The 20,345-nt window shown below is 36.7% G+C and carries 16 protein-coding genes; 10 read left to right on the top strand and 6 right to left on the bottom strand.

Annotated features, from left to right (window positions below):
• Nucleotide 1 precedes the first annotated feature (1 nt).
• The 6 genes from ACT3IB_RS09340 to ACT3IB_RS09315 all read right to left on the bottom strand — a co-directional run bounded on the left by ACT3IB_RS09340 (nucleotide 2) and on the right by ACT3IB_RS09315 (nucleotide 7,358).
• Nucleotides 2-1,201: a glycosyltransferase gene (locus ACT3IB_RS09340; protein WP_491538736.1), complete on the bottom strand. Its 1,200-nt coding sequence runs from the start codon at nucleotides 1,199-1,201 to the stop codon at nucleotides 2-4.
• Nucleotides 1,198-2,697, bottom strand: a complete 1,500-nt coding sequence (locus ACT3IB_RS09335) for a flippase (RefSeq protein ID WP_491538735.1) — start codon at nucleotides 2,695-2,697, stop codon at nucleotides 1,198-1,200. The genes ACT3IB_RS09340 and ACT3IB_RS09335 overlap by 4 nt, the downstream gene beginning before the upstream one ends.
• Nucleotides 2,698-2,708: 11 nt before the next feature.
• Complete coding sequence (locus ACT3IB_RS09330; protein ID WP_491538734.1) at nucleotides 2,709-3,485, bottom strand: WecB/TagA/CpsF family glycosyltransferase; 777 nt, start codon at nucleotides 3,483-3,485, stop codon at nucleotides 2,709-2,711.
• A 55-nt stretch (nucleotides 3,486-3,540) separates the two neighbouring features.
• Nucleotides 3,541-4,950: an O-antigen ligase family protein gene (locus ACT3IB_RS09325; RefSeq protein WP_491538733.1), complete on the bottom strand. Its 1,410-nt coding sequence runs from the start codon at nucleotides 4,948-4,950 to the stop codon at nucleotides 3,541-3,543.
• A 344-nt stretch (nucleotides 4,951-5,294) separates the two neighbouring features.
• Nucleotides 5,295-6,011: a tyrosine-protein kinase family protein gene (locus ACT3IB_RS09320; protein WP_491538732.1), complete on the bottom strand. Its 717-nt coding sequence runs from the start codon at nucleotides 6,009-6,011 to the stop codon at nucleotides 5,295-5,297.
• A gap of 9 nt (nucleotides 6,012-6,020) precedes the next feature.
• The gene (locus tag ACT3IB_RS09315; protein WP_491538731.1) at nucleotides 6,021-7,358 is read right to left on the bottom strand and encodes a GumC family protein; all 1,338 of its coding nucleotides are present in this window, start codon (nucleotides 7,356-7,358) and stop codon (nucleotides 6,021-6,023) included.
• A gap of 365 nt (nucleotides 7,359-7,723) precedes the next feature.
• On the opposite strand from ACT3IB_RS09315, the gene ACT3IB_RS09310 reads away from it, so the two are divergent.
• From ACT3IB_RS09310 to ACT3IB_RS09265, 10 genes are all read left to right on the top strand, one after another.
• Entirely contained in the window at nucleotides 7,724-8,482 is a 759-nt protein-coding gene (locus ACT3IB_RS09310; RefSeq protein WP_491538730.1) for a polysaccharide biosynthesis/export family protein, read from the top strand.
• Nucleotides 8,483-8,565: 83 nt separating this feature from the next.
• On the top strand, nucleotides 8,566-9,462 hold the full coding sequence (locus tag ACT3IB_RS09305; RefSeq protein ID WP_491538729.1) for a PorV/PorQ family protein: 897 nt from the start codon (nucleotides 8,566-8,568) through the stop codon (nucleotides 9,460-9,462).
• Nucleotides 9,463-9,489: 27 nt separating this feature from the next.
• Entirely contained in the window at nucleotides 9,490-10,455 is a 966-nt protein-coding gene (locus ACT3IB_RS09300) for a sigma 54-interacting transcriptional regulator (RefSeq protein WP_491538728.1), read from the top strand.
• An 11-nt stretch (nucleotides 10,456-10,466) separates the two neighbouring features.
• A complete protein-coding gene (locus ACT3IB_RS09295) occupies nucleotides 10,467-12,368 on the top strand; it encodes a hypothetical protein (protein ID WP_491538727.1) in 1,902 nt (633 codons plus the stop codon).
• A 22-nt stretch (nucleotides 12,369-12,390) separates the two neighbouring features.
• Nucleotides 12,391-13,578: a glycoside hydrolase family 18 protein gene (locus ACT3IB_RS09290; protein ID WP_491538726.1), complete on the top strand. Its 1,188-nt coding sequence runs from the start codon at nucleotides 12,391-12,393 to the stop codon at nucleotides 13,576-13,578.
• A gap of 21 nt (nucleotides 13,579-13,599) precedes the next feature.
• On the top strand, nucleotides 13,600-14,802 hold the full coding sequence (locus ACT3IB_RS09285) for a glycoside hydrolase family 18 protein (RefSeq protein ID WP_491538725.1): 1,203 nt from the start codon (nucleotides 13,600-13,602) through the stop codon (nucleotides 14,800-14,802).
• 123 nt (nucleotides 14,803-14,925) lie between these two features.
• Nucleotides 14,926-15,906 (top strand): sulfotransferase domain-containing protein, encoded by a 981-nt coding sequence (locus ACT3IB_RS09280; RefSeq protein ID WP_491538724.1) that lies wholly within the window; start codon nucleotides 14,926-14,928, stop codon nucleotides 15,904-15,906.
• A 253-nt stretch (nucleotides 15,907-16,159) separates the two neighbouring features.
• Nucleotides 16,160-17,992, top strand: coding sequence for a glycoside hydrolase 5 family protein (locus tag ACT3IB_RS09275; protein ID WP_491538723.1), 1,833 nt, complete (start codon nucleotides 16,160-16,162; stop codon nucleotides 17,990-17,992).
• A 521-nt stretch (nucleotides 17,993-18,513) separates the two neighbouring features.
• Nucleotides 18,514-19,362: a polysaccharide deacetylase family protein gene (locus tag ACT3IB_RS09270; protein ID WP_491538722.1), complete on the top strand. Its 849-nt coding sequence runs from the start codon at nucleotides 18,514-18,516 to the stop codon at nucleotides 19,360-19,362.
• 79 nt (nucleotides 19,363-19,441) lie between these two features.
• A complete protein-coding gene (locus tag ACT3IB_RS09265) occupies nucleotides 19,442-20,344 on the top strand; it encodes a hypothetical protein (protein WP_491538721.1) in 903 nt (300 codons plus the stop codon).
• Nucleotide 20,345 lies beyond the last annotated feature (1 nt).

Genomic DNA, 20,345 nt, shown 5'->3' with positions numbered 1-20,345 from the left:
TTCACTTTTTAGTCTCGTTGTCAAGAATTGTATTGTAGGTCTCCTCGATATGATTGCCAATTACATTCCAATCATATTTATTTTTAATCAATTCATATCCATTACTAATTAGTTTATTTCTCAGTGATTCTTTACGAATGAGTTCAACAATTCCATTAGCAAACGATTGGCTTTCATCTCGGATGAGTACAGATTCTCCATCTACCACGTCAATACCTTCACACCCAATACTTGTCGTTACTACAGGTTTTTTCATAGACAGTGCTTCAAGAACTTTAAGTCGTGTACCGCTACCCATTTGTAGGGGTACTACATATACATTGGCTTTATGCACATATGGACGAACATCATCAACAAACCCCGTTACAATTACATTATCAGAAGCCCGTTTACGAACTGATTTCGGCGGGTTCATTCCTACGATATATATCTTAATATCGGGTAGCTGTTCTTGAATAAGAGGAAATATTTCATCAAGAAAGTATAAGATTCCTTCAGAGTTAGGTACATAGCCCATCGAGCCGGTAAAAACTAAGCTTTTGGATTCAGGTTCATTCTCGGAAGGGCTGAAAAAATTTGTATCTACTCCGTTGGGTATCACAAACTTTGGTACATTTGGAATATCTTGGTCAAAAATTCCCTTGTCCCGTTTACTTGTCACAAACATGGCATCTTTTTGATCAATGATCTCTATCTCTTCTTTTTTTGTTTTTTTATATTCACGTTTATAAAAATACTTCCGTAAAATGGAGTCTTTAATTTTAGACATCCGTTTAAAATTGTGGTACTCCACATTGTGTGCATCGATGATTTGAACTGCATTCGTATCAAATTGATACTTTCCTGTTGTTGGAAATTCGGTCAACACAACATCAAATTCATTGGAATGAACCAGTTCATCAATAGTACACTGAAGCTTTGTTGACGCAGTTACATTATAGGTGTAGCTGTGGTTTGTAAATAGAGAGTAAAACTGAAATATTCGCCTGTAACCTTTTTTAAATGGTCGTGATACAAAATGAGCTTTCCCTTCTAACTGTGGAAATTCTTTAAAAAAGGCATCTTTATCGCCACGATCATCAAATCCACATACGGTAACGTCGTGATGCTTTACGTGATGTTTTAGGATATGATAGATCCGTAGTGCACCACCAAAAGTTTTCGGAGTAGGCAGATATGGAAAAACATGTAAGATTTTCATGCTGTTGATTCCCCCTTGTTTTTAATTAGTTTCCAAAATTTTCTAATGTCTCGATATTTACGAAGCATTTGCTGTTCTTTTTTATCAAATACATTTAAGTACCATATGCTTACCAGGTAACTAATTCCGGCAATAATTGCTTGAACCATCCAATAGATTGGTGTAGTAGAAAGCAACCAGCATAATAGCCCCATTAGAATAGAAGCTGGTATCACCCGTAGTATTGGAGAGTAGCGGATAGTATTGAAATATTTGGAAGGGAGCATTGTCAGCGCTGAGACCATAATGAATAGCTCAGTTAATAGTGTGGTAACTGCGGCCCCAATCCCCCCATTTTGCCAGCTTGCCTCGGCATAAGGAATAGCAATATAGTTTAGCACAACATTGATAATTATTGCTACAAAACCGACGACGGCCCATTTTTTTTGTTTATCTATAGCTAATATCGTATTACCGAGTATAAAATCGATATAGACTAAAGGTATTCCTATTGAGAAGATCTTTAGGACAAATATTGAAGGCTTATATTCAGCTAGTCCAAAGAAAAGTGAGACAATATTTTCTGAGTAGAATACGATCAGAATAGAAACAGGTAGTGCTAGCAGAACCATGTATTTAAGGCTCTTTTGAAACGTTTTGAACATCTTGTTTTCCTCATCAACCCACAATCTGGAAAAGATCGGAAAAATCACCGTTGTAAATATGCTTGGAAAGACCATAACCACATCAAAAAAACGATAGGCAGCCCCGTACCAGCCAACCACTCTATCGCTAGTCAATAGCGATAACATAACGGTATCAATCCGATAATAGATGACTGAAAATAATGACCACATGAAATAGGGAATGCTTATTTGTGATACATTTCGAATTACTGCCCAATCAAAATTTGGAAGGTCCTTCACAATTTTTTTTGAGAATTTGGCTAGGACCAAGAAATTTAAAAGGACACCAACGGCCATTATTATCGCTATTGTTATTGCTCCAGCCCCCAACAGTAAAGCTGAAACTGCAGAAGCCGAGATAAATACCCTTTCAACAATAGAACCAATGGACGGATATTCCATCTTTTCATGGCCCTGGAAACAGCTTTTCAATGTTCTTTTGGCAGCTTGCCAGAGTTTTGAGAAGCCTAATATTATTATCAGGTATTGGGTTACAGCAGGATAGCCAGCCAACCAGTTAAAGATTAGCAATCCAATCATGGCTAAAGCCCAGATGACAGCCCGTAATGTTAAGAAGTTAACAAGCAGATTAGCTGTTTTGGGTTTTTCTCTTGAAACCTCTTTGGGAATTAAATGCTTGCCACCAAAATCAATAGTTACTTCTAAGATTATAGAAATTGAGATAGCCAGATATAATCTGCCGTATGCCTCACTACCCAAGTAGCGAGGCAAGAAAATCAATAGTACAAAGCTAGATACCCAGGTTATGAGTTGCGCTCCCATCATAACCGAGGTATTCTTAGCAATCGATTTTTGTACGTTTGATAACATTCGAAAATCTTTTAAAATATTGATTTGAGCTTGTTAGGCACCTTCTGTTTCAGAATAATCAGAGGAATAAAAAGTGGTATCTCTATAAGAATACGGTTCCATTTTTTAACGGGTTGTTGTATAAAACGATAGAGCCATTCAAGGCCGAGATTTCTCAACCAACTTGGTGCGCGGGGTACAGTACCAGATATGAAATCAAACAAGCCACCAACTGCAAATGAAACCGGAACCTGTAGCTGGTCTTTATTTCGACTTATCCAATTTTCTTGCAGTGGTGATCCCATTGCAACAAGTAGTATATCCGGATTCTTTTTGTTAATGGTTTCAATTATTTCCTTCTCCTCACGTTTTTTGAAATAACCATTACGGTAACCGGCAATATGAAGTTCAGGATATTGTCTCCTAAGATTCTGATGGCACTTCTTTACTACCTGTTCCTTGGCCCCCAGCAAGTATATTGACCAATTTTTTTTCTCTGCCATTTCTAGAATTTGGGGAATGAAATCAGTACCATTTAGATTGTCTCGCATCGGACTATTCAATATATGTCCGGCAACTTCTAGCCCCATACCATCTCCAAGAACTAAGTCAGCTTGATTAATCTTGGATTTGAATCGTCTATTTTTTCGGCTCAAAAATATGCTATGCACATTTACAAAAAATATTGATTGTGTACAGGTGGAATTTTGATTGCCTTCGATCACCCTTTTTACTTGTTCTCTAGCTTGATGAAGCCAAAGGTTATCGACCCTTACGCCCAAAAAATGTTGTGTATTTAATGATGACATATTTAAAGTTCTTTTGATTAAAAGGTCTTATATCATCTTCAATCTTTCTTATTATTCACGTTTTGTTATGATCTTCTTCTTGATTCTTTTCTCCGAGATTTTCTATGAGTGGTAGTAATCCCATCAAAGTGCCAAGGTATATCATGTTACGGTAGTACGTGAGTTGAAGATCGAAATATGAAACTACCATTTGATTAATGACGGCCAGGATAACCATGATACAGACTGATTTTAGATAGGGATCCTTCAATTTATCCAGAACTGTTACTCCCTTGTACACAAAACCATTGAAAAAAAACCAGAATAGGAAAAATCCTATACTACCGGTTTTAATTAAATACCAAAATATTTCATTGTGAGGTATGTAGTCTCGCAGTGGAAATGTGATACGCGCCAAGTTCAGTGGCATATCATATTTTTTGCCAAACCCAATTCCAATGACTGGATTACGTCTATAAGTGACTGCTAAATTATAGTTTTCAATTTCACGATACATATTGGAGTAATAATCTTGGCGAGACTCCTCGAATGAAGGTTCGGTGACTCCGGATTTTATCAGTTTAACCGGGCCTGCCAATGTCGATGAACTATTCCAGAATGCAAATCCATAGATCAGCAGAAACACTAATGTGGGCAGAGCATACTTTAAGAATTTTTTTTGATACCGAAAGGGCAATAACCATATCATTGCGGCAAATGAAACCAACATGCCGGCAATTGCGGCTCTTCGAAGCGATAAATAAACGCTGAGAAGGAGGGGTACAGCCAAAATAAATAATACCCAGCGCTGTTTATTTTCAGACTTGAATATCGTCATTGCTGTCAACAATATTAACAGCGTGGTTATAAATACCGGATCCTCATGGTTTGCTAATGTTTGCAGGCCGGCAGTACTAAATCCCATGCTTACGAATCGTTCAAGTACTTGGAAGCCCTTAAATGAAATAGCGATAATAAATATCCAAACCAAACCCTTAAGCTGTTTTCGGGTTTGGATTATTTGCGGAACCAGAAGATAACAGGCACAGAAGTAAAACAGTGCTCTCACTTCCCAAAGGGCAATAAGAAAATCCCCACCAGAGCGTATGCCATTAACAAATGCTACTAAAAACCAAAGAAAGAAGCCTATAAATGCCCCCCAGACAGGGATTTGCTGGAGTCGATAGTTTTTTTTAACGACAACCACTAAAAACCATAACGATCCCAAAAGTATTAAATAAAGCTCAATTGGATTTACGACTCCAAAAGGAAGGTAAGGGATATAGGATATCTCTTTGAGATTCCGAAAAAAATCGAGTTCATAAGTCCAGGGAGAAAATCCGGGAATAGCAAATTGATCAAATAAAAGTACACAAGACAATAAAATATATAGGCTATAATCCAACCGATAAATAGAGATTAATATCAATACATAAGGTGCAAGAGCTGCTATGGTTGCTTTAATATTACCCTCTGTTAAATACAAAGTGGTACTACATAGGATTATTCCAAGTAATGTGATCCCTAAAATTGCAATTGAATTATGGTTTAGCCTCAATGGCTGCAAAACCAATTGTTCAAATCGATTTTTAAATGACACTTTTCTGTACTTGGAAGTAAACATCCCTAAAAACCTATTCTGGGTTCTGGCTTTTCCATCATATACATTCCCAATGCTACCCATCCTACCAACAGAAGGGTCAGGATGATGATTATTGTATTCTCTAAGAGACCTTTATTCTTAAATTTCCGACCACTTATGATAACTAATAGATGTAAGGCGATAATCCCCATCAGTGTTGTCATAGTTTCTAAATTCTATTGCAATCACTAGTTCTCAGTACCATATCTATTCATTATAAATCCGAGAACCTGATTTTCATTTAAATGATTAAACATTTCTTCAATATCGTCCCTTCTGGTCTTTTGAGTATCTAATACAGCTAATAAACCATCTACTTCGTTAGCAAATAGGACGGGAAAATCTTCAATTGGTAGTACTGATGACATATCTACAATTACAAAATCAAATCTCGTTCTTAGAGAATCTATTACATGTCGGATGGCCATGATGTTATTCAACTCAAGTCTAAAATTTTGAACGTCACCGGTTGGTAGTAAAAACAATTCGTCCACCTTTGTTTGTGTCAGATCAATTTTCCCCTTGTCTATTGCCTTAACCAGTCCCGGTCGTTGATCTACGCCAAAAATTTCATGCTGTCTTGGATTTTTATGATTAAGGTCAACCAGTACCGTTTTCCTCCGATATCCTAAAGCAAAAGAAACGGCCATATTTGAGGAGACCAATGTTTTTCCTTCTCCCTTTTTAGCACTAGTAACACCCAGCGTAAGTTGAATATTTTTATATTCTTGGGGTAACTTGGAATAGTTGAAACTATTGTAATACTTACTACAAACTACATTTGTATCTAGATAAGAGGCTTGTTCGGCATTGATTTTTATATCCAGAGGGGGCTTATTGTCAAGCTTTGATGGTCGTGGTTGTAATTTCTGAATTTCTTGAAGCTCGTTTTCTTTTTCACTCATAATACTATTCTATTGGGTTCCATCTGGTATATAGGCAATTACAGGTGCTTCAAAGTCGTGGACGTCTTCTTCTTTTCGAATGATGGTATCTAGAATTTCGGCAGCAGCTACTGCAATGACAGCGAGAATGATTCCTATACAAAAACTCCCGGCTGTAATTAACGCTCGATTTGGAGATGTGGGTTCTTCCGGATAATAGGGAGGATCAATGACTATGAATTGGCTTTGTGTTTTCTCACCGAGATCTTTCGTAGTGCGGGCTTGTTCTAACTTAACTTTCATTTTGTCGTATAACTCTCGATAAATCCCATAATCTGCTTTCTCTACTTCGTCTATGCGGTTGGAAGCAATATTTTCCTGTAAGGCATTTTTGACCTGTTCCCGTTGTTGTTTCAAGTCTTTTAAATTGACTTTTTTTAATTCAATTTCGGATTGAATCGCATTGGGAATTCGATCTAACACAGACAAGATTTGTTGGGTAACCTTGTCAAATTCAGGATAATTTGTAGTGTATTCTTGTTGTAGATTATCATAGTTTTCCAAGTTACTTCTTAGTTTGTTACCCAGCGGGATATTATTTAAGGGCAAACTATAAAGTGTTTCAAAATCACTTTCTGCCAACGTATTTCCTGAGATATTGGTTACAATTTTCAAAACTCTATTTAATTCAGATATCCGATCTTCCGTTGATTCAATTTGTTCTTCGATATTTTGGAGTTTATTGTTGAGGGCTGCTTTATCATTAGGGGATTCTTCTATTCGTTTTTGGGAAAGAGTTAAGAGTGTTTCTTGTCGTTTCTTGACAGCCTTTTCCAAGTCCTTAATTTTATTCTCAAAAAATTCAACAGTCTGTTCATTACGTTTATTTTCAATTGAGAGTCTGGTTTCAATAAAATGATTAGCGAGAATCTCAGTCCCCCTCTTGGCTCTTTCCGGGTCTGTATCATAATAGGTAATGTTGAATGAATCAGACCCTTTAAAGTTTGTTTGAATGTTTTGCTTTAGTTTTTCAATGAGGTCCTGCCTTTCCATGCTATTTGTTACATCTTGTGCAAGGTCTAAGCTATCTATAAGTACCTCAATGGTTTGTCGACTATAAATGATTTCATTAAATGATTGTAGGCGGTCTTCGGATGCAAGACTTACTGCCATGTCATGTAGAACAAGAGGATTAAGAGTCTGCTCTTTCTGTACCAATATTGAGATTGAGGATTCATATTTGGGCGTAATTAAATAGGAAATAGCAATACCAATTATTGTCATTAGGACAGGAATGACAATTAAAAGCCGCTTACGCCTTTTAATGATTCTTTTTAGCTCCTGTACAGTGATTTGTATTGGACTCATGCCAATAAGTTTTTTTAAAATTCTGATCCGCCTCTCAGTTAGTTGTATGCCTGTCTAAGTAATTGCAATACTCATGCCAAATAAATGATAGGTAGGTAATTTCAATGGCTATATATATATCAGGATAAAAGTATTTATCTATTTCGGTCTAACTTGCTTTTAAAAAAATAAATAAAAGGCCAATAGTTTTTGTCGACTAGGTTCAAGTAAGTAAATCCAAAATTTTGCACACCTATCTTAATCTTTAGTGTGCAGATAATTCTCATTTTCATTATCTGCTTCTATGGTTAGGATATATGATTTGATACAGTTTCCGATGTGCACTCCTAAGAGTGCTACTTGTTGAGTGATTTTCTGTTTATGGCATGCTTCTTGAAGGAATGTTTAATGAAATACTTTTAAAAAAGAAGCCAAATATGATCTCTAATTGTCGTCTTCTGATATTAATTATCCTTGCTCCAGTACTCATTTTGGGATGTGTTTCAACCAAAAAAGCTTCTCAAAATCAAGTCGTAAGTTCCCTTACCTCGAATCAAAGTGTAATGCCAGATAGCACATTTGAGCAAGTAACTATACGGTCTGGTGACCAATTAAAAATAATGGTTTGGGGGCACGACGATTTTAATACTCAAACCAAAGTTTCCAGCAGCGGTACTATCGCAATGCCATTATTAGGAGAGATAAAAGTAGATGGAATGACAAAAGAGGGCTTGAAAAAAGAGTTGCGGGAAAGACTGAAAAATTATGTCAAAGGAGAAATTAAAATCACTGTCTCAATATTAAATAAGAGTGATAATGTAATTACTGTATTGGGTTCAGTGAATCAACCTAATAATTTTGAAGTAGTTGATGATATTTCTGTTTTCGCCTTGCTCTCAAAGGCTGGGGGAACAACGGGAGACGCTGATCTTGCGAATGTTAAAATATATAGACGGGAGCATAATCCTCATTATCAAAAGGTTGATATGACAACCTACTTTAATGAGGGGAAACTCAATCCTGAGGTAACGGTGGGACCAGGAGATATTGTGTATGTCCCTCAGGAGGAAAATTTGGTTAGGGAGCTATCATCATTCCTGAGAGATATAATAATGGTATTTGGATTATTTCGGGCTGTAAATTGATATAATCTTAGAAAAATTACGCAAAAATGTTCAATAATATCTTCAATCGGAGTATTCTTCTTTGCTTGATATGTGTGGCATGTATGCACTTTTCAGGTACCGAGAGCGTAGCTCAAACCCGTTGGGACTTTTTTAATGGTGAGGAAACATCAGCAAGAACGTACGCTTTAGGTGGAGCAACCCTTGCCGATTATCATGATGTTACCAACATGAGCCTAAATCCAGCTACTTTGATCTATAATGAAAACCCTCAATCGATAGTAATAAGCAGTGACCAGAATTGGAGTAACAATATTGCGTCAGAATATATTGATATTCCGGTATTTAAAAATTCCTTACATGCAATAGCAGCGGGATTTTCAGTCCAAAATAACGGCCTTGGAGGACTCAGATATATAGACAGTTCCCCTATTACGAAGCTAGATCTTAGAAGAATTCAATTAAGTGCCGGTTATGCTTTAGCTGTTACCCCTAAATTAAGCGTTGGTATTCGGGGAAATTTAATACGCGGGTGGAATAGATTTCAGATAGCATGGGCAGGAAATTTAGATATAGGAGTATTATATGCACCAACCTCGTCAGTCAGTTATGCTATAGCTTTCAGAGATATCGGGCCCGATATATGGTATCATAATGATTTTGATGATACTACCATACTAAGAGGGGATTGGGCAACGCCCAAGACTTTAGAACTTGGTGCAACAATGACGTTTCCCGAAAATGCGGATAGTCATTTTTTGTCCGTTTCCCTGGGGAATAAAAAAATATTTGGGGAGGATGGCCTTATTTATAAAGGAGGCCTAGAGATAAAACCAATAAATAAGCTAGCAATCAGAACGGGTTATGTTAGGGGAATAAATGAAAGAGGATTCCGATTCGGGCTGGGAGTTATAACAGAACTGGTACGAATTGATTATGGTCTATCTCCTATTGCTAATACCATGGGAGGGCATCACTTTTCCGCCACTATTAACTTCTAGCTTAAAACAAGAAACAGGACAGATAATATGGTTAAAGTAGGAGAAGATATAGATATAGAAACCTTGATGAATATCAGCAAGAGTGCGTTGATGAAGGATATTTATTCAAAACTTAAGATTGTGGCAGAAGAGAATTCCAATGTAATAATAGTAGGGGAAGAAGGAACAGGAAAGAAATTGTTAGCTCAAATAATTTATGAGCAAAGTAATTGTGAGGGGAAATTTCAAAGCTTTTTCTGTCCTGCCATTCATCATTCCATTTTCAAAAGAAATTTTCAGGGTCATTTAGATATTGAAGAGGATGAAATTAAAATAGAACACGAGGCCATTGAAAAAGCAAAAGGAGGGGTTTTATTTTTAGATCATTTTGCTGAGCTCTCTTTCGAAAATCAGATCCATATTGCAGAGATAGTATCCAGCTCTCAGAAAAAAATGAAGAAGTCTACAGGTTATGATCGGGGACTAAATAACTTTCGTATCGTTTTAACAATTAGCAAAAGTGAATTTAAAAAAGTTGCCAGCAAAAATTACTGGGATTATATCCAGCATCATCTTAATCCAGTATGTATTTGGCTTCCACCGTTGAGAAATCGTCGAGAAGATATTTATCCAATAATTAAATTATTATTGTCAGAATATCGAAAACAAAAAGGAAGTGATCCACGGATTTCACTACGGGCTTTATATAAGTGTATTACATATTATTGGCCCGGGAATATCCGTCAGCTTGAAAATGCCATCAACAATGCATTGATGCAGGCCCAAAGTGGTAGCATTAAAACCAAAGATCTCCCGTTTTCTCTTGATTGGGATCAGTGGAATAGACCGGAGCTAATTGCAACTGAGCGGAGTAAAAGTTTTCAAAAAGCAGAAGAACAATTATTAGCAGAAATCATGAATAATTCAGCATTCTCTTATCTAGATAAAAATTCTATTGAGATGAGTATGTCTGGTCTAAAAAGTAAAGGGTACCAGTTGCTTAATACAGCTTGATTTATAGAGTTATGGTTACATCGGTTATACAATCAATAGCGGCGTTTCTGATTCCAGTGATAATTGCCCTTTTGATAACACCATATATGATAAAGCTTGCGTATTCCTTGCATGCGGTGGATAAACCAAATGAAAGAAAAGTCCATCAAAAAGCGACTCCCTATTTGGGAGGAGCCGTTTTATTTATCAGTTTCCTTTTCTCTCTACTTGTCTTCTATTTGATATTTCCTCACCTATTTATTGACACTAATGAACATATTTTTCAGCTGGGGTTATTGGCAATAGGAATAACGTTAGTCTTTATACTTGGAGTTTGGGATGATATAAAAACATTAAGCCCAGGCTTCAAATTCGTTATTCAGTTTATTGCCGCTGGGATAGTTTATTTCGCGGGATTTGAAATATCCACAGTTATAAATCCTGTTACTCCCTTTTTGGTTGATGTTGAGTTTATAAACTTTCCTTTAACTATCCTGTGGATTATTGGGGTTACTAATGCAATTAACTTGATCGATGGATTGGATGGGTTGGCCTCAGGTATAGCTACGATTGCATGTGTGACCATTTTTATTGTTTCCTTTCAATATCTTGAGCTTTGGAATGGATTGATAGCTTTAATGTTGGCAGGAAGCCTGGTGGGGTTTCTTAGATATAATTTTAATCCTGCCAAAATATTCTTGGGAGATTCAGGCAGTCTTCTTTTAGGATTCGCACTTGCAATCTTATCAATTCACAGTTCAACTAAAATTACAACAGGTTTCTCAATTCTGTTCCCCATTATTGTACTTGGACTTCCGATTACTGACACTATACTCTCGATGTTACGCAGGCTTCTTTACTATTATATTCCTTCGAGTGAAAAAGCGGAGGAAAAGTCACTAGTGAGCAAACTCTATTCCATGTTTGTACCGGATAAATCACATATCCATCATCAACTATTGGCGCAAGGCTTTACACACAGAAATACGGTTATCCTTCTCTATATTGTCTCAGCAATTTTTGCTATTGGTGCCTTTACTCTTACATGGATGAACTCTTTTAAAGACACTATTATCCTGTTTATTATTGCCGGAATTGCTTTTTTCTGGGGAATAAGACAATTGAAGTATCGGGAAATAGATATATTCAGGAACGGTATTTTCTTACCCTTGTATGAGAAGTTTTTGATTAATAAAGTAATATTTCAAAGCCTTCTTGACCTTGGATTTATAACGCTATCATTCGGTGCATCATTTTTTGTTGTAAACTGGATGGATCCAAATTATCTCCAAACATCAAAATTTCAGTTTATCCTTGTGCTTGCTTGTATTATACAGTTGAGTTTATTTTGGGGAACAGGCTTATATAAAGAAAATATTAGACTTGTTGGGTTAGGCGATGTCTTAAAAGTCTTGAAAAGTGTCGCTTATGCTGTTATAGCATTTGGTTCCATTTTCCCACTTGTTATCGATTCGTTTGGGTTGCCCCATTTGTTATTTCTGGTGCTGGATTTCTACTTCTTGCTTACTTTTGTGCTAGGGATACGGTTCTCTTATCATGTTCTGAAATATCTATTCAAAAGCACAACAAAAGCAGAGAATAATATTTTAATCCATGGCGTCAATGAGTCGGGACTTATGTTACTTCATCGAATTTTAAATAATGAGGATTACAAGGATAAGCCGATAGGATTTCTTGATGAAGATCCAGAATTGGAGGGTACATATGTAAATGGATATCCTGTTTATGGCGGACATTGGAAGCTGCCTCGACTGTTACAGACAAAAAGCTTCGATCGGATTCTAATTTCCGCAAAACAGCAGATTAAACCAGTTATCAGAGAAAGGCTTAAAACCTTTTCAAAAAGACATAACATTGAGGTCAAAAGATGTGAATTTACGATGCAGGAATTTTCTATAGAAGCTTCGGAATAAATAGAATTATAGTCAGCCAGCAATGAAGACCAAACGTTATATAGTAGTACCGCTTTTAGCAGTAATCTTTGTTTCATGTACTATTTTAACCGATGAGGGTAAAGAAAAGTTTTACTCTGAGGATATCTGGGTATCTGCATATTTAGCTTCTTGGAATCATTATGTACCACCTCAGGGGAATTGGGGAAATCTGCCAACGCATGAAATTGATTGGGGAGCCTTCACCCATTTAGTTTATTTTACATTTATTCCACAAAATGACGGATCAGTTATTTCTGTAAGTTCGTCGGATAATTTGAATGAAGGTCGAATTACTTCGATCGTAGAGGCTGCCCATGAAAATAAAACTCCTATTCTGTACTCGGTGGGTGGATGGAATACCAGAACAGAATTCTTGGGAGCTATCTCAGATGCAAACCGACAAGACTTTATTCAACATCTTATAAAGATATTAAATAAGTGGAATTTTGATGGCATAGATATAAATATGGAACCAATAAGAGAGGAAGATCGGGAGGCGTATACCACATTTATCGATGAGCTTTATACGCAGTTACAGGACGAGGAGGCTGCTTTGGTATCTACGCCTTTATTGACGGCAACCGTTAGCTGGCAACCAGAACTATTTGGTAAGCTAAATGATAAATTCGATCAAATAAATATCATGACGTATGACATGAGTGGTGTTTGGGATGGTTGGGTAGCTTGGCATAACTCTCCTTTATATAATGGGGGGCAAACTTTTCCAGGGGCTACAGATCAGCAGTTGCCTTCAGTGAATCGAGAGGTTCATGAATTTTTAAGGGCAGGAGTAGATCGCAATAAACTAGGTATTGGTGTCAGTTTTTATGGTTACGTATGGGAAGGTGTATCGGAACCAATGGATAATTGGACAGAAGATAATCCGCCAGATATTTCACCTCGGGGTGGTATAGCATACCACACTTTGTATGAGAACTATAATCTTGAAGATTTTGTGTGGGATGATAAAGCTCGGGTTCCATATGTTAGCATTGATGAACCCGAGACTTTTATCTCATTTGAAAATGAGCGATCAATAAAGCACAAACTTAACTTTGTGCGTGAAAATGGTCTTGGTGGAGCTATGATTTGGGAACTTGGAGGTGGCTATAGAAGTAATGCCCGAGAAGTTGAGAGGGATGCACTGTTAAATGCCATTAAACAAGAATTGCAAGAAAGTGGAGATTAAATCCAGAGGGTATTTAAAATCATGTGTTTAAAAAATAAAGACAGATATTTTTTTATTGGTGTGATTGTGGGTGTTTATTTTCTGCTCTCAGGCTTTGCATCTTCGGTATTTGCTCAAACTAATAATGAGAACCTTACTAAAGGCCAAGGCTCAGATATTTGGGTTTCTGCTTATTTGGTTTCTTGGAATCATTTTGCTCCACCTGGAGGTAATTGGGGGCATTTGCAAGCTAGTGAGATCAATTGGGACGCTTTTACACATCTAATATATTTTGCACTAACTCCTAACAAAGATGGAACCCTTTCAAAAGTTGAGCCATACGAGAATATTAATCCAGACCGATTAAATTCAATCATTAAGGCTGCCCATAAGCATCAAAAACCAGTCTTATTGACAATAGGAGGTTATGGGTTACATGACAAATTTGTTGGTGCTTTTTCAGATAAAAGTCGGTCAATTTTTATTGATAACTTGATATCAACAATGAACAGGTGGGGGTTTGATGGTATCGACCTTGACTTAGAACCTATTCGAGAAAGTGATAAGAAAGATTACATTACATTTGTCAATAAACTTTATGAGGCTCTACAAAAAGAAACCACTCCACTTTTAGATAGACCCCTACTAACTGCTGCGACCAATTGGAAACCTGAAATGTTTGCAAAACTATATGAAAAATTTGACCAAATTAATTTAATGACATACGATATGAGTGGGGCTTGGCAAGGTTGGGTGACCTGGCATAACTCTCCACTTTACAATGGCGGAGATACTTTTAGCAATGGTAATCCATTGCCATCCGTTGATCGTAAAGTTCAGGAATTTCTTGAAGTGGGGATACCTCCCCAAAAAATTGGAATTGGAATCGACTTTTACGGATATGTATGGCATGGAGTGAATAGCCCTAGAGAGGGTTGGCAGGATCAGACACCGAAAGTAGAGCGAGCAGGTGGAGTTCCATATTATGAACTTGCCAATCGGTATAATTTATCGAATGCTAAGTGGGATAAGTCAGCGAAAGTACCCTATCTAAGTATTGATTCGCCGAAGCAATTTGTGAGTTTTGATAACGCAAGGTCAATCAAAGAAAAAATAGAATATGTTAAAAATAACAACTTAGGAGGTGCTATTTTATGGGATGTTTCTGCTAGTTATAAAAAAGATAACCATTCAGGAAAGAAAAATGTACTCTTGCAAGCGGTTAAAAGGGAGTTGTATCAATAATAGATTCCTTGTAGAATCTTCATTGATACGTGGCTATACTGAGCCGCTTTTCTAATAAGCAAGTATTATGTGTTCAAGGCAAAGTAATTTATTTCTGTTAAAAAGCTTGATGTGGTTTTAAATATGAAGCAACCCAATTTTTTTATTGTGGGATTTCCTAAGTCTGGTACTACAGCCTTATATGATTTTTTAAAACAACATAATCAGATATATATGCCAGATTTAAAGGAACCTCATTTTTTTTGTACTGATTTTCATGATGAGGTTGATCAATATTACCAAGAAAAAAGTCGGTTTTTAGGTATTCAAAAACGATTTAGATTTAGAAAGTTGAAAGAATACCTAGAGCTTTTTTCTGATGCTAGGGAAGAAAAGATGATAGGAGAGGCTTCTGTGCACTATCTGTATTCAAGAAAGGCAGCACAAAAAATCTATGAATATAATCCTGATTCCAAAATCATAATATCTATAAGAAATCCGATACATTTTGTAAGATCGTGGTATCAGTGGAATAAGTTTGATTTATTGGCTGAAGGGGCTGAGAACATTGAAGAAGCTCTAAACTATGAAGAAAAAAGGAAGAAAGGAATGGCTGTCAAAGTTAAAAGACCGCCGTTATCTCATCTTTTTTATTTAGAGCAGGCAAAATACGATAAACACATAAAGAAATTTTTGAATCTTTTCCCTCGCAAAAATATTAAGATCGTATTATTTGATGACTTTTACGATAATAATTTAAAGGTTTGTAAAGAGATCTATTCATTTTTGGAAGTTGATCCGAATTTTACACCGCGTATAAAACAAGTAAATAGCAGTTCAATTCCATTAAGTATCTCACTAAGGCACTTATTAGATTTAAAATATGTCAAAAAATTCAGAGAGTTTATGCGAACTTGGTTAAGTAAAAGATTATATAAACGGGTAAAGACCGTCTATGATAGTGTTGTTTACAAAGATAAAAATAAGGTTCAAATGAGCGAGGCGGTAAGAAAAGAGATAATAGCGGAGTTAAAAAGCCATGTCAAAAATGTAGATCATCTCCTCCATAGAGAAAATTTAATTGACTCCCGCACTAATTTAATTCGGTTGTGGAATTTTGAATGATTCCCTTTTTACTTCTTCTAAAGAATTTCTAGTATTAATTCTTAGCATTTAGTAATAAATTTATTTTGGAACATTTCTGTATTTGCAAAGTTTATTAGTACCCAATTGATAACTGTTTACTAAAATAGTTATTCATAAAAACTTTATATCATGGTCTAAATGTGAGATAAAGTTCAAATTTTTAATACAGTAACTTCTTATAATTATGTCATCTTGTAACAAATTGCCTTTCTATTTATTTTGTAAAAGGAAGTTGGAAAAGACTATTGCCTTCATCAGTGTTGTGCTACTTGCTTTTTTGTTAACACATTGTGGTCTGCTGACAGATAGTTCACCAGATGAAAGTGTAGAATTAGAAAAGGTGCAATTATTGCAACCTAACGATGGAGAGACAGATTTGAGTACTACCTTAACCTTTGAATGGGAGTCTCAAAATGCAGCTGACAACTACCAAATAATGTTAGCTGCTACGGATAGTTTTAATGAGATCATGGTTGATTCCACCTTAGATGCTACCAGCTTTTCAATGAGTGGTTTACCATCAGATTCAACTATTTCCTGGAAAGTTAGGGCTTTAGCTGACTCAGAGTCTGGCCCTTGGTCAGATACTTATGCCTTTCAGACTCAGTCAAGTAATGGCGAAGAACCGGTTTCGACCTCTTTGCAATCACCGGAAGATGGGGCATCTGACTTGGGAACTAACATAACATTTGAGTGGAATGCAGTTAATGGTATTTCTGAATACGAAATTGAGATTGGAACCTCTCAAAATTTTTCGAATCCTTTCATTCAAGAAACCGTGTCTGGTACTTCGTATGAGGGTTCAGGCTTTGACAATGCCACCTCATACTACTGGCGTGTAAAACCGATTACTAATGCCGGAAATGCAGAATGGACAAATCCTTGGACGTTTAATACTGAAGCTGCTCAGCCGACTGAGCCACCAAGTTCTTTTGTCGGGGTAACCAATGGCGAATTTACAGTTGAAGGGGAATCCTTTGCCTTTGTGGGAACGAATGCCTACTACCTGCCAAACTATGAAGAGCTAGATCCCAGGGTGGTAGACCGCGCATTTGATGCTTTTGAAGAAGCTGGAATCAAAGTAATACGAATGTGGGCTTTTTACGATGGATATGATTGTGGGTATAGTGCGCAGGATTCTAGTGAGACGGTTATCCAACCTGAGCCTGGTGTTTACAATGAACAAGCGCTTCAAGCCCTGGATCGGGTTATTGCTGAGGGTAAAAACCGAGGTATGCGCTTTATTTTAACATTGGTGAACTATTGGGATGATTTAGGGGGAATTTGCCAATATAATACCTGGGATGGTGTAGATAATCCATCACGCAACCTTTCACACTTCATCAGTGATGAAGATACCCAACGATGGTTTAAAAACTATATTGAAATGTTATTGACTCGAACCAACACAGAAACTGGTATTGAGTATAGAAATGAGCCGGCGGTATTCTCTTGGGAGATCATGAATGAGGCACAGCTCGACGGTGGAGATCCTCAAAGGATGCGTGACTGGTATCAAGAAATGGCACAATACATAAAATCAATTGATTCTAACCATATGGTATCTACCGGAGAGGAAGGATATGATGCAGATACTCCATCAGAATATTCTGTTGATGATTATTCAAATACGTATGTTCTTCGGGCCGATCGTGGCACCAGTTATATTATGAATACTGCTATTCCTGAAATTGATTACGGTACAGCTCATTGGTATCCCGCTAATTGGGGATTTGGTACATCAGCTGATTCTGATTTATTAACTGCCCAAGATGCCTGGATTAGGGACCATCAGGAAATTGCACAGAGTTATGGCAAACCATTTGTGCTTGGAGAGTACGGTTTTCCGGGTTGGGGGGATGAACGAGTAGAAAAGGTTTATCTGAGGCTGTATTCCGCATTACAAGAAAATGCAGTTGCTGGAGATTTGCTTTGGCAATTTACTGCCGACTGGGTTAAATGTTGGGAATATGGCGGCAATATTTGTTGGCCAGGGGGTCGTACTGATGAAACGCTTTATAATAATTATGTAGACCATATTCAGACGGTTGAATCAAGAAACTAGTTCTTATGAGGAAGAATTAACTTCAGTAATTATCTGTCTTTCATATTAATTTTATAAAGAAAAGCCTGCCAGATGTATAGTTTTGTTAAATTTGGCAGGCTATTTTAATATCAAGCAATATCATGATTGGTGTTGTTTTTTGGTTTCAAGACTAGATCATTCAAAAGCATCTCAAGGTATTAGTTAGGTTATGAGGGAAATTGGTATCAGCTAATTTCACTTATCATTCTGAATGGAATGATTTAGTAAGAACCGTGCTTGCAGTTTTTCTTCCTATCTGTTTATCCAAGGAAATTATCCTATCTGATATCCTCACTTTATCAATCCTGTGATAGGTTTTAGGGACAATCGAAAAATTTGCACGTTATTAATGATATAGGTTGTAATAAAATTTCCCATCCTTTTGACGGCTAATTTAATAGTCCATTCTATAACTATTAAATACAATCATGAAAGCTGGCATAGTAATTGATTCTATTATAATAGGGTAGGGAAAATGAATCAGAATTCGGAGAGAAAGGATGGACTATTTTATTACCGATACAAAAGAAAGGAGTGTTCTAAAAAAGAGTAAAGAACAGCCCAATTTTGATCTTGATAAGATTGATAGCAGGGTCAAACACATCAAGGTGCTGATGTATCATCGCATAATCGATGAAGAAAACGACTTTGATCATTGGACGGGTGTGGGGGTAAGGAATTTTGAAAATCAAATGAAGTTATTGGAGCATTTCGGATATACCCCTATCACCTTTAATGATTTTAGATTATATCTGCTCAACCGGTTAGAACTTCCTAAAAAGCCTATTATTCTCACATTTGATGATGGGTATAAAGACTTTTTTGATTGTGCCTATCCCATCTTAGGAAAATATGGATTTAAAGCGGTTATTTTTGTTTTAGGCAATCGTTCCCTAAAAAAGAATATCTGGGATAACTCCGAAGATTTTCCATCTGCTAGACTGTTAGATAACGAAGAGATTATAGAATTGCATAACCATGGGTTTGAAATCGGGGCTCATTCAATGAATCATCCCAAGCTGACAGAAATAACACCGGAAAAAGCCCGATATGAAATTAGGAATTCAAAGATTCTGATTGAAGATCTTTTGGAAGATAGGGTTCATACGTTCTGTTATCCCTACGGGATGCAAAATAAAGATGTGCAAGAGATGGTTAAGAAAGCTGGATTCACTTTTGCATGCAGTGTATATACCGGTCCCCACCAATTTGGAAAGTCATTTTATAATATTAGACGATTAACAATTAAGAACTCAACGGGACTTTTACGATTTGCGCTGAAAATCCTTGCCCCAAATGAGTATCTAAAACTGGCGCATATAATGAAGGGAGTCAAAGAACTGGTTTGATTAGTTATCTAAAGTAATGGGGCTAAATATTTAATTCTGATTTGGCATGAAGAGCTGGTTGCTAAAAATATTGGATACAATGCCATTCAATAATTGGCTGGTGGATAGGGTTCGCAAAAGTCTGAATAGAGATTCAAAATTTCCAATACGATACTTGATCTATAAAGGAGCTACTTTATTTAAATCGCTGATGCTCTCTCGTTTCTACTTGCGGAATTGTGATCGTGTTGGTAAGTACCCGAGAACGGAGAAAAAACCCTACATCATTAATAACGGACAGATAAACATTGGGGATCACGTCAATATTACGTCCAGAAGTGTACAGTGTGAGCTGGTTACCTATCCAACAGGCAAAATCGATATTGCTGATAATGTATTTATAAATTTTGGCACGACAGTAGTGGCTAATCAATGCGTTAAAATTGGCAATAACGTTAAAATTGGCCCCTATTGTATGATTCATGATACTGATTTCCACGTACCCGGCGAAGACTTTACACATAGTGAAGGGAAGGCAATTACTATTGAAGATGATGTATGGGTTAACTCGAGGGTATTGATTATGAAAGGATCCGTTATTGGGGAAGGTTCGGTTATTGCAGCCGGGAGTGTGGTTTCGGGAATTATACCTCCTAATGTTGTTGCCGGAGGGGTGCCTGCAAAAATTATTAAAGAACTAAATGGTGAAGATAGTGCTTTCCCCAAAGCGAGCTATAGCCAAGCGTTTGCCACTACGGTTAAACAGATAATGGCAAAGACGCTAGATGTGAATACGGAAGCAATTGCCCCCAATACATCCCCGTCTAACGTTTCGGGTTGGACTTCCAAGACGCATGAAACCCTGATAAGAAAGCTGGAACTACAATTTGATATTGATATTAAACCGAATGATAAAATAAGGATGTCCAACTTTGATAAAATTTGTCGGATTTTAGAAAAGTCCTATTTGAATTCAATCACACATGAAGGTGAATATATTTAGA

The sequence above is a fragment of the Fodinibius sp. GM21 genome, from assembly GCF_058386955.1.
This window is presented reverse-complemented; position numbering and strand designations above follow the sequence as displayed.

Coding starts and splice junctions, on each gene's coding strand:
- ACT3IB_RS09335 (WP_491538735.1), bottom strand. CDS start 2,697: ATGTTATCAAACGTACAAAAATCGATTGCTAAGAATACCTCGGTTATG.
- ACT3IB_RS09265 (WP_491538721.1), top strand. CDS start 19,442: ATGCCATTCAATAATTGGCTGGTGGATAGGGTTCGCAAAAGTCTGAAT.
- ACT3IB_RS09295 (WP_491538727.1), top strand. CDS start 10,467: ATGGTTACATCGGTTATACAATCAATAGCGGCGTTTCTGATTCCAGTG.
- ACT3IB_RS09330 (WP_491538734.1), bottom strand. CDS start 3,485: ATGTCATCATTAAATACACAACATTTTTTGGGCGTAAGGGTCGATAAC.
- ACT3IB_RS09290 (WP_491538726.1), top strand. CDS start 12,391: ATGAAGACCAAACGTTATATAGTAGTACCGCTTTTAGCAGTAATCTTT.
- ACT3IB_RS09300 (WP_491538728.1), top strand. CDS start 9,490: ATGGTTAAAGTAGGAGAAGATATAGATATAGAAACCTTGATGAATATC.
- ACT3IB_RS09310 (WP_491538730.1), top strand. CDS start 7,724: ATGCTTCTTGAAGGAATGTTTAATGAAATACTTTTAAAAAAGAAGCCA.
- ACT3IB_RS09280 (WP_491538724.1), top strand. CDS start 14,926: ATGAAGCAACCCAATTTTTTTATTGTGGGATTTCCTAAGTCTGGTACT.
- ACT3IB_RS09285 (WP_491538725.1), top strand. CDS start 13,600: ATGTGTTTAAAAAATAAAGACAGATATTTTTTTATTGGTGTGATTGTG.
- ACT3IB_RS09305 (WP_491538729.1), top strand. CDS start 8,566: ATGCACTTTTCAGGTACCGAGAGCGTAGCTCAAACCCGTTGGGACTTT.
- ACT3IB_RS09340 (WP_491538736.1), bottom strand. CDS start 1,201: ATGAAAATCTTACATGTTTTTCCATATCTGCCTACTCCGAAAACTTTT.
- ACT3IB_RS09320 (WP_491538732.1), bottom strand. CDS start 6,011: ATGAGTGAAAAAGAAAACGAGCTTCAAGAAATTCAGAAATTACAACCA.
- ACT3IB_RS09315 (WP_491538731.1), bottom strand. CDS start 7,358: ATGAGTCCAATACAAATCACTGTACAGGAGCTAAAAAGAATCATTAAA.
- ACT3IB_RS09270 (WP_491538722.1), top strand. CDS start 18,514: ATGGACTATTTTATTACCGATACAAAAGAAAGGAGTGTTCTAAAAAAG.